This window comes from Chryseobacterium sp. SN22, from assembly GCF_008329705.1.
Taxonomy (GTDB): domain Bacteria; phylum Bacteroidota; class Bacteroidia; order Flavobacteriales; family Weeksellaceae; genus Chryseobacterium.
In genome coordinates, this window is record NZ_VTSX01000008.1 from 154,673 (window position 1) to 169,529 (window position 14,857).

Consider the following 14,857-nt stretch of genomic DNA (forward strand, 5'->3'; position numbering starts at 1 on the left):
ATCTTTAGATGGATTTTGGAAAATAATGATCAATTAAAACATATAAAAGTTCATAGCTAAACCAGATTTACTATTGCCATTGAATTCATCTCAGGAATAATCAATCAGTTGATTAATTAAATTTCAAAATTAAAGTTTTTCTTTTAAAAAAATAATTGTTAGCTTTGTCTAACAATTATAATTTCATGAAGCAAATATTACTTTTTGTTATTCTGTTTTCCTCATTCTGTTTTTCTCAGGAAACGGACAGCCTGAATGTAAATCAGCCTTTAAAAGAAGATTCGACAGGTATCCTGAAGAAAAAAGAAATGAAAACGAGGGATATTGATGATGTTGTGATTACCGGAACCCTAAAGCCGGTCAGCCGTTCCAAAAGTCCGGTAGCGGTGGAAATTTACAGCCAGAAATTCTTCCAGAAAAATCCGACACCGAATATTTTTGAATCCATCGCCATGATAAACGGCGTAAAACCTCAGCTCAACTGTTCGGTCTGCAATACGGGCGACATTCACATCAACGGACTGGAAGGACCTTACACCATGATCCTGATTGACGGAATGCCGATCGTCAGCTCACTTTCCACGGTTTACGGACTAAGCGGAATCCCGAACAGCCTCGTCGACAGGATCGAAGTCGTGAAGGGACCGGCTTCTTCGATTTACGGCTCTGAAGCCATGGGCGGTGTTATCAATATCATTACCAAAAATGCACTAACTGCACCGAAACTCAGCGTTGATCTGATGACCACCACCTGGAATGAAAACAATGTGGATCTTTCGACGAAATTTAATTTAAGCAAAAAAGCAGCTTCATTATTAAGCCTTAACTATTTCAATGCTACCCAAAGGTTCGATGAAAACCATGATCATTTTACGGATGGTGCCTTACAGAACAGGATTTCGATATTCAACAAATGGGATTTTCAGCGGAAGGAAAACCGGCAGGCCAGTTTTGCCCTTCGGTACCTTTATGAAAACCGTTTCGGCGGGGAAATGCAGTGGAACCGATCCTACCGCGGGAGTGATCAGGTATATGGCGAAAGCATTTATACCAACAGGGTAGAAGCATTCGGGATGTATCAGTGGCCGTTGAAAGAGAATATCATGACCCAGTTTTCCTACAATTTCCATGACCAGAATTCTTTTTACGGAGATAATCGTTTCCTGGCAATCCAGAAAGTGGCCTTTGCACAGACCTACTGGGATAAAAAGCTGGGAAACCATGATCTGATTTTAGGAGCCACGATAAAAAGAACCTTTTATGATGACAATACCCCGGGAACCTTATCAGCAGACGGTGTTACAAACGAACCGATGAGGTCGCCGATTTTAGGGGCTTTCATTCAGGATCAATGGGAGATGAATGAAAAGAATACATTGCTATTGGGATACCGTTTGGATTACGATAAAATCCATCATGCGGTCCATTCACCCCGTTTTGCCTGGAAGTTTTCGCCGAATCCATATCATACGCTGCGCTTCAATTTCGGGACGGGTTTCAGGGTAGTGAATCTTTTTACGGAGGACCACGCGGCATTGACGGGTTCCCGGGAAGTGGTGATTCAATCTGATCTGAAGCCGGAAAGATCCGTTAATGGAAACCTGAACTATATCTGGAAGATTCCGGCAGGTGACCGGCTGGTCAATCTGGATGCTTCAGCTTTCTACACCTATTTCAGCAATAAAATTGTCGGGGATTTCGATACCGATCCGGGGAAGATCATTTATGACAATCTTCACGGATACGGAATTTCAAAAGGGGCTTCTTTAAATGTTGATTACAGTTTCGGCTTTCCACTAAGCATTAATCTGGGTGTGACGTATCTTGATGTTTACCAGAAATTTGATAATGAAAGGGAAAAATCGCAGCAGCTGCATGCCCCGAAATGGAGCGGAACCTATAACCTCACCTACCGGTTTGCGGATGGCCTGACCATTGATTTTACCGGACAGTTTTACGGCCCGATGCGGTTGCCGGTGTTGCCCGACGATTACCGCCCGGAATATTCTCCCTGGTATTCCCTGGCCAATATCCAGGTTTCCAAAAGTTTCAGATCCGGGTTTGAGGTGTACTGTGGCATCAAAAACCTTTTCAATTTTACCCCGAAAGATCCGCTGATGCGCCCCTTCGATCCGTTTGACCGTACCGTGGATGATCCGGTAACCAATCCGAACGGCTATTCGTTTGATACAACCTACGGCTATGCGCCGATGCAGAAAATCAGAGGATTTCTGGGTGTGAAGTATACTTTGAAATAAATGAATTTTAACCACAAAAGCTTCTTAACACATGAGGCACATTAGATTTAAGTTCAAAATATTGCGCATATTTAGAGCACATAAAAAGAAAATCGAAGATTTTTAATTGAGTTCAATTTAACCAAAGGAAAATAGTTGAGGTTCTCTATAGGCTGGTAGCTGAGCGGAGCCGAAGCCACTTCCGGCACCTATCATCCGGCTTTCATCTTTATAAAGTCAAAAAAGATAACATGAAATCAATAAGCCTCTTTTTAATGATAATTCCGCTTCTCTGTTTTTCCCAGCTTAAGACGGTCAGCTTTGCAGATTGGGAAATGAAACAGAAGCAGGAACCAAGGCCGACGGTTATCCATATTTATACGGATTGGTGTCCGGTCTGTAAGATTGAACAATTTAAAATAAATAAAGATCGACAGCTTTTGGAATTCATTAATGACAATTGTTATTTCATTGCGTTTGAAGCAGAAAAAATGACGGAGACAGTCAGGTTTCAGGGGAAAACATTCCGTTACCTTCCGAACGGCAATTCCGGGATTCATGAACTGGCTTTGGCACTGTCGAAGAACAAGGGCAGGCCGGTGTATCCGCTGTGGATTATTTTAGATAAAAATCAGAATCTCGTTGATTATCATGAAGGTATTTTTACTCCTGAAAAATTAAAGAAAAAGTTGTCGGAAATTCCGGATTTATGAAGTTACTTTTAATTCTATCTTAAATAAATCATTCTTTGTGTAATTTTTTAAATGGCAAACCTAACAAAGAATAAATCTCACCGGATATAAGAGAAACAAAGGCATTCTACTTAATTAAATAACACAAAGAATTCTCACTTTATATTCCTTATAAGCAGAATGCCTTAGCTTGAAAATCAAAAACAGAATATGTAAGAGTTTTTACAACAAGCGAATCGTTAATTCTTATTCAGCCATGAGGTGATGAGGTGAGGATGGCTCTTTACCCACAGTTTTGCTGTTTTTTCCTTATCCTTGCTGTATTCCATTTTCGTTAAGAGATCCGTCATGTCTGAATCCGTATAATGCATGTTGGAGAAGAATTTTACCAGTTCCGGATGGTCTTGGGCAAAGCTTTTCCGGCTATAGGTCCTGATCTGCTCTGCGTTACCGAATATTTTTTCCGGGTCTTCCAGGAATTTAAGCTTCATTTTCCCGAACATCCAGTGCGGCTGCCATCCGGATACGACGATCCATTGTTTTTGGCGGATTGCATTCTGAAGCTCCGTAATCATGGCAATTGTGGAGGAATTTACCTGGCGGTAGCTCAGATGATAATCCTGAATGGCTTTGTCGGTAGCCGCTGTAATTCCGGCTCCTCTTTCGATCCCGATAATTCTGTAGTTGAACCAGTCTTTGTATCGGTTCAATTCTGCGATGGAACTTACCGGAACATAATCCGGTACCACCAGTCCGATGCGCCCGGCATCGTAATTCGTTCCGATCGCTTTCAGATCAGGAAACCGGCTGACTTTTAAGGCGTGGGTGTAAGGCAGCCAGACACCCATGAAAAGATCGGTATCTTCATTGTTCATCGATGCCAGGATCATATCGGTAGAAGCTTTTTGGATGATCACATGATAGCCCTGTTCATCAAGGATGGCTTTGGCAACGTGCGTCATTGCAACATCTTCTGCCCAGCCGTCTACCATGCCGATGGTGATGTATTTTGAACTTTTTAACTGCTTACAGGAAATCAGCATGTCTGTGATAACGGTTAAAAAAACGGGTATTAAATATCTTAAATGTTTCATTTTACTTTTTTTTCTTTACAAATCCCTGGGTTATACGGTCGAGGATGATGGCCAGAATCACTACGGATAACCCGCTTTCAAATCCCAATCCGATATCCAGGTTGTTGATTCCTTCCAGTACTTTTTCACCCAGTCCGCCGGCGGCAATCATTCCGGCAATTACCACCATGGAAAGTGACAATAAGATGGTCTGGTTCACACCTGCCAGGATCGTCTGCATAGCCAGAGGAAGTTCGACTTTAAATAAAATCTGGCGGCTGGTGGCTCCGAAAGCCCTTGCGGCTTCCACAATATCTTTGGGAACCGAATCGATTCCCAGCGTCGTTAAACGTACGGCAGGTGGCATGGCGAAAATAATCGTGGCAAAAGCACCGGGTACCTTACCGATGCTGAAGAACAGTACAGCCGGTATCAGGTAGACAAAGGCGGGCATTGTCTGCATCAGGTCGAGCATCGGACGGATCATCTTTGCTGCAAATTTATTTTTCGCTGCCCAGATTCCCAACGGAACCGAAAGAAGGAGCGCCGTAAGCGTAGCCACGAAAATAAGCGCTAATGTTTCCATGGTTTCTTTCCAGAATCCCATCAGGTAGATCAGCGTCAGTCCCCCGGCGGTCATAAGGGCCGTTCCTTTGCCGGATTTCCACCAGGCAAGTAAGGTAAAAAGGAGGATGATGAGGTAAAACGGCGTGTTGGTCAGCAGCCATTCGATTCCGAGAATGGAAGCATTGCCGATGTGTTTAATGATGTCAAAAAATGGTTTGGCATTGTCGGTGAGCCAGTTGACGGCCGTTTCCACATATTGCCCTATATTTATAATTTTATGCATTTGATTTTATTGATTGTTTGCAATTTCTTTTAATTCGATGATTTCTTCTTTGTTGAACCTTGTGGCTTCAATCACCAGCGACAGCTGCGTCACCAGCCCCAGGAATTTATTGTTCCCATCCACCACGGCAATCGAGGATTTGCTTCCCGAAATCAGCGGCAGCATTTCTTCCACCGTTGCTTCCGGGAATACCGACGGGACATTGCTGTTGATTACCGATTCCACAGTAGGTTCTTTTTTTCCGGCGATCTGCAGGATGTCCTCCAGCTTTACAAATCCCAGGAAGGTGTTCTGGAAATCCACTACGGGTAAGTTTTCCAGGCCGGTGACCCTCATTTTCCGCAGTGCGCCTTCCGGACCGTCTTTTTTAAAGCGTACCACGGTCGGCTTGTCAAACATCAGCGATTTCGCCGTGATGATGCTTTTGCGGTCTACTTTTTCAACGAAGGCTTTCACGTAATCGCTGGCCGGATTGGTAAGAATGTCTTCCGCCGTCCCGATCTGTTCGATCACGCCGTCTTTCATAATCACGATACGGTCGCCGATTTTGATAGCTTCATCGAGGTCGTGGGTAATAAAAACGATGGTCTTCTGAAGCGTATCCTGCAGCTCTAGCATCTGGTCCTGCATTTCCGATTTGATCAGAGGGTCCAAAGCTGAAAAAGCCTCGTCCATCAGCAGGACTTCAGGATCGTTGGCCAATGCCCTTGCCAGGCCGACCCGTTGCTGCATCCCTCCGGACAGCTGTGAGGGGTATTGGTTTTCAAAACCGTTCAGTCCTACAATATCCAAAGCCGTCTGTGCTTTTTCCTCGCGGGAAACTTTGTCTTCACCGCGGATCTCCAGTCCGAAAGCAGCATTGCTCAGCACCGTATGGTGGGGCAGGAGGCCGAATTTCTGGAATACCATGCTCATTTCCGTCCGCCGTACTTCCAGCAGGTCTTTGTTATTTTTCCCGGTGATGTTGTCATCGTTAATGTACACATTTCCCGAAGTCGGCTCGTTCAGCCGGTTCAGACAGCGTAAAAGGGTAGATTTACCGCTTCCAGACAATCCCATAATAACAAAAAATTCCCCTTCATAAATTTCAAAATTCGCTTTGTTGATTCCGACGGTACAGCCGGTTTTTTCAAGTATTTCCTTTTTCGAAAAGCCTTTGTCGAGAAGCTCCAAGGCTTTTTCCTTGTTTTTGCCGAAGATAATTGTAAGATCTTCGACTTTAAGTTTTACTTTCTTTTTATTTTCAATTGTATTCATATCAGATGTTTTGTATTTAACATAGATTTAAACGCTCAAATTAAACGTTTAACCTATTGTAAAATTTTAGCTGTTGAATAGCATCCCATGAAAGGTTGATGATGACCTTAATGCAAATGACGATATAAAGCGTGATGCTTATATACGGTTGCAGGTTTTACTTCTTAAAAGAAGATCAGAAAAGAAAATTTTCTTTTAAACAGATGTTCATTATTCCTTAAAATAATGATCAGATAGATGTGCTACACAACTGGAATTTCTACATTTTGACAAAATGCAGGCCAATATAAAAACAGTGCTTTGTTAATTATTGACTCTGCAAATTTAAGAAATTTATATTAAATGGATTTTTTAAAATATAAGTAATTGATTTTTAATGATTTGTGAAATTAGCGAATTGCTGTCCGAATAATGATAAATGAGAGATATAAAATAGTTTGCTTTTGATTTTACTAAATCAGTATAGCTTTTAACTTTATGCAGCTTGTAATTTTATTCCGAAAGACATTCTGTCTTTTTTAATGCAAAGTTTTTATTTTTCTCACGCATAATTTAAGGGAGCAAAGAGTAAATCAGCAGGCTGATTTGATGAAGCTGTAGGTTCGCTTCGCGCGGCAGATTTATTTGCTTTGTCTTCTTAAATTAAACGCAATGATCATTGATCTTTGCGTTTAATATATTTTTTCAATCTCTACTCTATTTAAATAAGTCTGATGTAGGACAAGTATAAATAGGAACGGGTTAAAACCCGTTCTAATATAAATTATTTAAATCGGCTTTAGCCGAATCCTATTTACAATAATGACATCGGGCTAAAGCCCGACGCTATTGAATATCATATTTTTAACTGAAAATTATTTCGGTTTAAGGGTAAATGGCGAGCCATTTAGTTATTATTCTTACTTCAGCAACACCGCCACCATCCCCAGAATAGCGGGTAAAGCCTGCACAAAAAAAATTTTCTTTGTGGCGGAAATACCTCCGTAAATTCCGGCCCCAGCTACGCAACCGAGAAAAAATAGGGCCACATTCGTCTGCCATTCCGGATCTTTGATCAGCAGGGACCAGATTAAACCGGCTGCGAGGAAGCCGTTGTACAGTCCCTGATTGGCGGCCAGGCCTTTTGTGGGTTTAAACAATTCTGCCGGAAGGGCATTCTTGAAAACTTCTTTTCCTTTGGTTTCCCAGGCAAACATTTCCATCCACAGGATGTAAAGATGTTCAAGCGCAACGGCAGCGATTAGGATTTTGGCTATTATTTCCATTTTACTTTTAACGTGCTTATTTATATTAATCACAAAAGACAATACTGTTGGGTATTAAAGGTAATTATTTATGCTCATAAGTCCATAAAAGTTTTAAAAAATCTTTGATTTTATCTACATTCCCATTCACTTTTAAATATTCAATTTTACCATCTGCCGTTGATGGAATGATTTTGTTTAAATCGATTGGGGTAAAGGTAAAATTAAGTAAGTTTGGTGATATAATTTTAGTCATGGAAGCATTCAGGGCACATCTGGAAAAGTTGATCAGTATTGATGAGGAGGAATTAGGTTTCGTTTTTTCTTATTTCCGGGTGCTGGAAATGAAGAAAAAGCAGAATCTGCTGTCCGAAGGGGAAATTTGCCGGTCGATGTTCTTTGTGGTGAAAGGCTGCCTGAGGAAATTTTTCATCAATGAAAAAGGCATTGAGCAGACTACCGAATTTGCCATTGAAAACTGGTGGATTACCGATACTTTTGCTTACGAAAGACAGTCGAAAACGGATTTCGGGATCCAGGCTGTGGAGCGGTCTGTGGTTCTGGCTATTGATTTTCATGCCCGGGAAAAGCTGCTGGAAAAGCATCCGGTGATGGAACGGTATTTCAGGATGGTCTATCAGCGGTCTTCGGCTGCTGCAGAACGGAGGATCCGGTATCTTTATGAATTATCCAAAGAAGAATCCTATATCCAGTTCAGCACCCTATATCCGTGGTTTATTCAGCGGATCCCGCAGTATCTGGTGGCCTCCTTTCTGGGATTCACCCCGGAATATCTGAGTGAAATTAGAGCGAAACTGCGTCCCTGAAACTAAAATCGGTATTGCTGAAAGATTTTTCAACACAAAGTTTTCATTTTCTTGACGCATAATTCAAGGGAGCAAAGAAGAATCAGCAAGCTGATTTGAAAAAGCGTGCTTTTTATCCATGCGTTCTAAAAAGGATGTATGGTAACAGCAGCTTCGCGCAGCAAATTTATTTGCCCTTGCTTACTTTAAAATATGCGCAATAATCATCAATCTTTGCGTTAATTGTAAAGCAGCATTAATGTAATGCATACAGAATATGACACCATGAAACTCCTCGCACCTTGCGGCTTCCAACATCAACTTTGTAAAAATTCATTTCTTAAACCCGTTTAAGATTTTTATCATCTGCAAGCAGGAACTTTGCCTCAGAACTTTTAAACAAAATAAAATGAGTACAAGATTCAACATGGCAACTGTTAATGCCGCCGCTTATCAGGCCGGAATAGGAATGGAAAAAGCCCTTCAGAACAGCTTTTTAACCCCTATCCAGAAAGAACTGATCAAGATCAGGGCTTCGCAGATCAACGGTTGTGCCTTCTGTCTGGACATGCACACCAAGGATGCCCTGAAATACGGCGAGACCCTACAGCGGATTTTCCTGCTGAATGCCTGGAAAGACGCCCGTGAACTGTATACTCTGGAAGAGCAGGTCATACTGGCCATTGCCGAAGAAGTTACCCTGATCAGCCAGAAAGGACTTTCAGAAGAAGTGTATCAGAAGGCGAAGCAGATCTTCAACGAAACCCAGATTGCGGATATCATTATGGCAGCAGTTACGATCAATATGTGGAACCGGATTGCGATTTCCACCCACATGCCAATTGGGAACTGAGGTAGACGTAGAGGTAAGATAAAGATTTCTTAACGTAAAAGTAAAGTTATTAAAAAGCGCTTCCCGGTATGAGAAGCGCTTTGTTATTTCTTGCAGTTGAGCTGAAGGACATTGGCATTCAGCGGCTGTTCTATTTTCCGTTCCAGCTTTTGGTCGTTGACCGTTACATAAATTTCTATCGATCCGGTGCCGACATGAAGCGAAAGGATATGGCCTCCGTAGGCATTGAATTGATCATCGGCAGCGATTCCATGAACGTGGATGGACGGCCCTCTTTCATTCCATGCAATCGATCCGGTCAGACTTCCCATTTCCACTTTACTGAAGGTTTTCGGGTTGAACTTTTTAGCCTGAAAATCATAAAATCCGAAAGTTACATCCGAGGCAAAACCGATTCCCGTGAAACTGGCCGAAAGGATATTTTCTGTTTTTGCCATGTTTTCAATATGAGCCAGCACATCATCGCCCTGCCGGAGCACCATCAGGTAGCCGGTCGGGGTTTTGATGTAACGGCACTGATCTTTCTGTTGTGCGTCAATGGTATTCATCAATACAAAAATTAAAACGGTTATAATATTCTTCAATATATTCATATTCAGCTTGTTTTAATGGTATATGAAATTTTCGAACCAAAATAAATCTTTACATCATCATTTCCCAGCGGTTTTGCCGTCAGATAATCTGTGTTAAATAAATCTGTGGCTGTTCCTGCAGCTTTTCATCAATCAGCTCTCCGAAGGCCCTGATGTAAGGTTGCTCATTGTGTTTGGCCAGGCCTTCAGCACTTTTCCAGATCTCGTAGAACACAAACTGGTTGCGGTCCTCAATTCCCTGATGGAGCGTATATTGTTCATTGGCTTCTTCCTGGAGGGTTTCTCTGACCATATTTTGAAGTGTTTCCAGAACTTCTTCGTGATGTTCTTCTTTTGCCTTAATAACGGCGGTGAGGTAGATTTTCATAATTTAAATAGAGTGTTCGATCGATTGATGTTGGGGTTTCCATTGCAGTTCCGCTCTGGCTTTGTCTGAACTGCAAAGGCTGTTGGAAGCAAAACCGAAATAGCCTCCCGCAGGGCCGAAGGTATCCACCGCTTCCTGAACAGTTACCGATCGGGCAGGCTCCAGGCTGTAACGGTCGCTTATTTTTTCTGCCAGGTTTCTTATCGTTGAAGCGCCGTTTTCTGCATAATACAGAGCTCCGGCTTTGGCTTGTTCCAGCGCGAGAACGTATAAATCGGCCAGGTCTTCAATGTGTATATTCGACCAGATATTTTCCCCTTTCCCGAAGTAAGCGCCGAATCCTTTTTTTTTCGAGAAACGGATCAGGGCCGGAAGCTGAATGCTGTCTTTTTTCAGCCCCAGGCCTTCTCCGTATACCATCGTAGGGACAATAACGATGCTTCTGATGTTCTTTTGGGCAGACCGGAGGATATGCTGGTTGATAAGAACCCGGGAAGCCATTTCCAGTCTCGGCTGCAATGGAAAATCTTCCGTAAATACAAAATCATTTCTTTCTCCATTTTCCTTTCCTCCGAAAATGGCTGAGCCGGAGGTGAAAATAAAAGTCTTTCCGGTTCCTTCCAAAGCATTGACAATACTGTCTGCCGCGTAAGCGTCATCTGCAGAATCGGCATTATGGATAACAGCATTCACCCCGGAAATTGCTTTTTGCAAAACCGATTCATCATGAATGCTTCCTGTAATGGTTTCAATTCCGGCTGCATTCAGTTCCTTAGTATGGATCTCATTACGCACCAGACCGATTACCGTGTATTTTTTATCCAGTAGCTTTTGGGCTATGGTTCCGCCGATATATCCGGTGATTCCCGTAATTAATATCTTTTTCATCCCGTTAGGCAAAATGAGGTTTCAGTTCTTTTCCAAATACCGCGGTAAGATGGTCCCGGTACCGTTTCATGTCACGCTCTACATCCGCATTTTTTTCCACATCATGAAAATGGAAGCTGTCCAGCTTTTCCAGGGATACGAACGCATTCATCCTGTGGAACCCGAATAGCGGCCCTTCGTCTACACTTGTTTGATTGAAAAACTCTCCGGGAAGGGTAAAGGCCGTTTCAGGAGCATTCCAGCTGGTGGTCACCATGTATTTTCTTCCGCCGAGCATCCCGCCGGTTCCGTAATTGATTTCAGGATTTTCGGAAGTCCTGCCGTCGCTCATATAAATTCCCTTAGCGTGGCCTGCCGTGAAAACTTCGTCGATGTATTTCTTCAATCCGTTAGGCAGCTGGAACCACCAGATCGGGGTATGGTAAATGATATAGTCTGCCCACACGAACTTGTTTACTTCTTCGTCTTTGTCATAGCCCTGATCGACATAAGTAATCCGTATTTCTACATTTCCGAAATTTTTTAATATTTCCAGGGTATTCTCCGTAACCGTTTCGTTGTATTTTCCTCCGGAATGCCCGAAGTTCTGTCCTCCATTGATAATCAATACTTTTTTCATTGTTCTATGATGGTTTAAATTTTACCGGACAAAGGTATCTGCTAAATTGATATCAGAAAAATAATATAATTTATAGTTAAGTATTATTTAAATGATTTAATGTGTAATGATTTGATAATAAATATTTTAATCATAGTATGGGCTGCGTTTATTACTCTTATCGCTCTCAATGACATTATAATTATCTTTGTTTTATTAAATTTGCATCATAAAAATAATACCTATGGTTAATTTGGAATGGTACCGGACTTTTAAGGCGATCTACAGAACCGGGACGCTTACCGAAGCTGCCGATACCCTGTTTATTTCCCAACCGGGGGTAAGCCTACATCTGAGTTCGCTTGAAGCTTACGTCGGCTATAAATTGTTCGACCGGACGGGAAGAAAAATGATTCCTACGGAAAGGGGAAAGGTTTTATTCAATGCGATCTCGGAGCCGTTGACCAAACTGGAAGAAGTAGAAAAGAACTTTCAGAAATCTACGGAGAAACTTACGCCTACCATCAGTGTCGGGATGTGCTTTGAAACCTTCCAGACGACATTGGAGCAGTATGTTTCAAGCCTGCCGTTCAACCTGATCATCAGTTTCGGGCAATACCGGGAAATGCTCGATCAGCTGGATAAAGGAATTTTAGACTTAATTATCACTCCGAAAAAAGGCGTTTCGCCAAACATTCAGCATGAAGCATTTTCATCGGAACAGATTATTCTGGTGGGCGGCAGGGATGTTGATGTACAGGGATTTGAAAAAGCTTTATACGGTAAAGGAACCGAATATGCTGAGGAGTGGCTTAGAAATGAGAAATGGTACGGGACTGCCGGGGATATGGAGCATCTTTTCCAGTTCTGGATCCTGAATTTCGGTCACAAGCCGGATTTCCGACCCAATTATATCGTTCCCAACCTTAATTCCATTGTACGTTGCCTGAAAGGAGGCTCTGGTGTAGCGGTCGTCCCGGATTTCCTCTGTAAAAAAGAAATTGAAGACGGCGAGATCAAACTGATCTGGGGAGGTGAAAAGAAGCTGGAGAATACCTTGTACTTCGGTTGTCGGAAGAAGACAAATTACCAGCAGGAGATTGATCACATCAAAGGATTATTCCGGAAAGTGATGGGGAAAGAAAATATTTTGGCAGGCTAGAGCATCTTTACGATGAGGATTTACGGATTGCAGTTCTTTACAGGCTCATATGAATAATCGGATAGGGCTTTCCCGAACCATCTTTTTCGGATCTTCCTATTTTTCTGAAACCCATTTTTTCATAAAAACCGATCGCCTGTGGATTTTGCTCATTCACATCCACTTTGCTCAGTGATGTTGTTTCTTTCATAAACCGGAATAGCATTTTACCCAAGCCTTTTCCCCGTACATCCTGATGAATAAAAAGCATTTCCAGGTTTTCTTCCGCAACGGAAGCAAAACCTTTGGGTTGTTTATTTTCGATGATAAGATAGACGGTCAGATTCGGAAGGTAATCGGCTGGAATGGCTTCTTTAAAATAATTAAAATCTTCTTCAGCAAGAAAGTCATGGGTAGCTTTTACGGCAGATTCCCAGATTTCCATAATCCTTGGATAATCTTTTGAAGTGGCCGGCCTGATCTGATGTTCCATATCCTGAATTTGTACAAAGGTAAAATTTAGAAATTAAATGCTGCACCGCCACAGAAACTTAATTTCACATGAATCTGAAGAAAAACCAAATTGGTTTTTGCCGAATTAACCAGGTTTTACAGGTAATATCGGTAGAAAAGAAACAAACTAACCGTAAAACGGGTAGTAAAAAATCCCGAAATATTATCGAACTTTGTCTGTAACCTATAATAAACTACATAATATGCAACAGAAAACATATACAGGACAACCTGTAATTACCTTAAATAACGGAGTAGATATCCCGGCGCTTGGCTTCGGGGTATGGCAGATGGAAAACCTGCAGGAATGTGAAAATGCGGTTACCAAAGCCATTGAAACCGGTTACCGGATGATCGATACGGCTTCTATTTACCAGAATGAAGCAGCAGTCGGAAATGCGGTTAAAAACAGCGGAACGGATCGGGAAGAGCTGTTTATTACATCGAAGCTTTGGGTCCAGGATACATCTTATGAAAAGGCAAAAGGCGCTTTTCAGCGAACACTGGACCGGTTGCAGCTGGATTATCTTGATATGTATCTGATCCATTGGCCGTATGCCGATTTTCCCGGCGCATGGAAAGCAATGGAGGAATTGTATCAGGAAGGAAAGATCAAAGCAATCGGAGTCTGCAATTTTCCGGAGGATAAGATGGAACAACTGAAAGCTACTGCAACCGTTCTTCCGGTGATTAACCAGATCGAGCTTCACCCGATTTTCCAGCAAAAGGAACTGCAGAAGTACAATCGGGAGAATAACATCATTACGCAGCCATGGAGCCCGCTTGGAAACGGCAACGCCGGACTGCTGAAGAATACGGAATTGCAGTCCATCGGTGAAAAATATGGAAAAACCGTACCGCAGGTGATTTTAAGGTGGCACCTGCAGGAAGGATTCTGCGTCATTCCGAAATCGGTGACACCTTCAAGAATTGAGGAAAACTTTAACGTATTTGATTTTGAATTAACGGAAGATGAAATAAATATGGTCCGCTCGATGGATACCGGGAAAAGACTGTTCTTCGATCCGAAAGATCCGGAATGGGAACAGAAAATGCTGAAGGCCGTGGCGGATATTTAATATTATGTGGAAAGAATACGAAAGAGAAGTATATCAGGCTTTGAAAAAAGCTTATCCGGAATGTGAAATAGAATTTGATGATTCTATTTTAGGAATTTATAGTAAGGCTGAAAGGCAAATTGATTTTTCTATTAGAGGAACAGTTGCTGGAAAGAGAATACTAGGGATTGTAGATTGTAAATTTTATAATAAAAATATTGATGTAAAAGGAGTAGAAAGTTTTATAGGAATGAGCCAAGATGTTAATGCGAATTTTGGTTTTATAATTACAAATAATGGATATTCTCAGGCAGCAAAAAATAGGATAAAATATTCTAGTGTAAAATTAGATATTCTAGAATTTAATGAGTTTGGGAAAATTGATATTCCTGTTGATTATTTTTTTAATCAGAATATTAAAGGATTACAATTGTCCAAATATGAATTTGTAAGAAGAAATAAACAAAATACAGGTTTCTTTGACCCCGAAAAGTCAGATTATTTTAAAAGAATTATTTGTTACAAAGAGAAATATGTAGAAACTGAATATTACGCATTTAAAAAGCTATTAGAAAATTCTATAAGAACTTTGAGAGATTTTGAAAAGATAGATGAGATTAATATTTTTATTCCAGTCTGTAACGAAAATAACAAGCATTTATACAGCTGCAAAATTAGTAGAAATAC

At 41.5% G+C, this 14,857-nt stretch carries 17 protein-coding genes; 7 read left to right on the forward strand and 10 right to left on the reverse strand.

What is annotated here, in order from left to right; all coding sequences use genetic code 11:
* Positions 1-185: 185 nt before the first annotated feature.
* Both FY557_RS07270 and FY557_RS07275 read left to right on the forward strand, forming a co-directional pair.
* Positions 186-2,258 (forward strand): TonB-dependent receptor plug domain-containing protein, encoded by a 2,073-nt coding sequence (locus tag FY557_RS07270; protein WP_194294636.1) that lies wholly within the window; start codon positions 186-188, stop codon positions 2,256-2,258.
* A gap of 230 nt (positions 2,259-2,488) precedes the next feature.
* Positions 2,489-2,950: a thioredoxin fold domain-containing protein gene (locus tag FY557_RS07275; RefSeq protein WP_149246616.1), complete on the forward strand. Its 462-nt coding sequence runs from the start codon at positions 2,489-2,491 to the stop codon at positions 2,948-2,950.
* 218 nt (positions 2,951-3,168) lie between these two features.
* Here the strand turns inward: FY557_RS07275 and FY557_RS07280 are convergent, their stop codons facing one another.
* From FY557_RS07280 to FY557_RS20085, 5 genes are all read right to left on the reverse strand, one after another.
* On the reverse strand, positions 3,169-4,023 hold the full coding sequence (locus tag FY557_RS07280) for a glycine betaine ABC transporter substrate-binding protein (RefSeq protein ID WP_149246617.1): 855 nt from the start codon (positions 4,021-4,023) through the stop codon (positions 3,169-3,171).
* Position 4,024: 1 nt separating this feature from the next.
* Complete coding sequence (locus tag FY557_RS07285) at positions 4,025-4,852, reverse strand: ABC transporter permease (RefSeq protein WP_149246618.1); 828 nt, start codon at positions 4,850-4,852, stop codon at positions 4,025-4,027.
* A gap of 6 nt (positions 4,853-4,858) precedes the next feature.
* Positions 4,859-6,109, reverse strand: coding sequence for a glycine betaine/L-proline ABC transporter ATP-binding protein (locus tag FY557_RS07290; RefSeq protein WP_149246619.1), 1,251 nt, complete (start codon positions 6,107-6,109; stop codon positions 4,859-4,861).
* Between the two features lie 899 nt (positions 6,110-7,008).
* Complete coding sequence (locus FY557_RS07295) at positions 7,009-7,374, reverse strand: DUF1304 domain-containing protein (protein WP_149246620.1); 366 nt, start codon at positions 7,372-7,374, stop codon at positions 7,009-7,011.
* A gap of 64 nt (positions 7,375-7,438) precedes the next feature.
* Complete coding sequence (locus FY557_RS20085) at positions 7,439-7,609, reverse strand: hypothetical protein (protein WP_185151675.1); 171 nt, start codon at positions 7,607-7,609, stop codon at positions 7,439-7,441.
* Between FY557_RS20085 and FY557_RS07300 the strand changes: the two genes are divergently transcribed.
* Both FY557_RS07300 and FY557_RS07305 read left to right on the forward strand, forming a co-directional pair.
* Complete coding sequence (locus FY557_RS07300; protein ID WP_149246621.1) at positions 7,608-8,180, forward strand: Crp/Fnr family transcriptional regulator; 573 nt, start codon at positions 7,608-7,610, stop codon at positions 8,178-8,180. The genes FY557_RS20085 and FY557_RS07300 overlap by 2 nt on opposite strands.
* Before the next feature lie 388 nt (positions 8,181-8,568).
* Positions 8,569-9,012 (forward strand): carboxymuconolactone decarboxylase family protein, encoded by a 444-nt coding sequence (locus FY557_RS07305; protein WP_149246622.1) that lies wholly within the window; start codon positions 8,569-8,571, stop codon positions 9,010-9,012.
* An 83-nt stretch (positions 9,013-9,095) separates the two neighbouring features.
* Here the strand turns inward: FY557_RS07305 and FY557_RS07310 are convergent, their stop codons facing one another.
* From FY557_RS07310 to FY557_RS07325, 4 genes are all read right to left on the reverse strand, one after another.
* Positions 9,096-9,560, reverse strand: coding sequence for a PPC domain-containing DNA-binding protein (locus tag FY557_RS07310; RefSeq protein ID WP_228451724.1), 465 nt, complete (start codon positions 9,558-9,560; stop codon positions 9,096-9,098).
* A gap of 124 nt (positions 9,561-9,684) precedes the next feature.
* Positions 9,685-9,972 carry a putative quinol monooxygenase gene (locus FY557_RS07315; RefSeq protein WP_149246624.1) on the reverse strand — a complete coding sequence of 96 codons (288 nt, stop codon included), beginning with the start codon at positions 9,970-9,972 and terminating at the stop codon, positions 9,685-9,687.
* A gap of 3 nt (positions 9,973-9,975) precedes the next feature.
* A complete protein-coding gene (locus FY557_RS07320; RefSeq protein ID WP_149246625.1) occupies positions 9,976-10,860 on the reverse strand; it encodes an NAD-dependent epimerase/dehydratase family protein in 885 nt (294 codons plus the stop codon).
* Between the two features lie 4 nt (positions 10,861-10,864).
* Positions 10,865-11,479 carry an NAD(P)H-dependent oxidoreductase gene (locus tag FY557_RS07325; RefSeq protein WP_149246626.1) on the reverse strand — a complete coding sequence of 205 codons (615 nt, stop codon included), beginning with the start codon at positions 11,477-11,479 and terminating at the stop codon, positions 10,865-10,867.
* Between the two features lie 223 nt (positions 11,480-11,702).
* Between FY557_RS07325 and FY557_RS07330 the strand changes: the two genes are divergently transcribed.
* Complete coding sequence (locus FY557_RS07330) at positions 11,703-12,620, forward strand: LysR family transcriptional regulator (RefSeq protein ID WP_149246627.1); 918 nt, start codon at positions 11,703-11,705, stop codon at positions 12,618-12,620.
* Positions 12,621-12,657: 37 nt separating this feature from the next.
* Here the strand turns inward: FY557_RS07330 and FY557_RS07335 are convergent, their stop codons facing one another.
* Positions 12,658-13,092, reverse strand: coding sequence for an acetyltransferase (locus FY557_RS07335; protein WP_149246628.1), 435 nt, complete (start codon positions 13,090-13,092; stop codon positions 12,658-12,660).
* Between the two features lie 223 nt (positions 13,093-13,315).
* Here FY557_RS07335 and FY557_RS07340 point away from each other — a divergent pair, with 223 nt between their 5' ends.
* Positions 13,316-14,191 carry an aldo/keto reductase gene (locus tag FY557_RS07340; protein WP_149246629.1) on the forward strand — a complete coding sequence of 292 codons (876 nt, stop codon included), beginning with the start codon at positions 13,316-13,318 and terminating at the stop codon, positions 14,189-14,191.
* 4 nt (positions 14,192-14,195) lie between these two features.
* Positions 14,196-14,857 (forward strand): restriction endonuclease (locus FY557_RS07345; protein ID WP_149246630.1); only part of this gene is annotated, 662 nt, incomplete at its 3' end.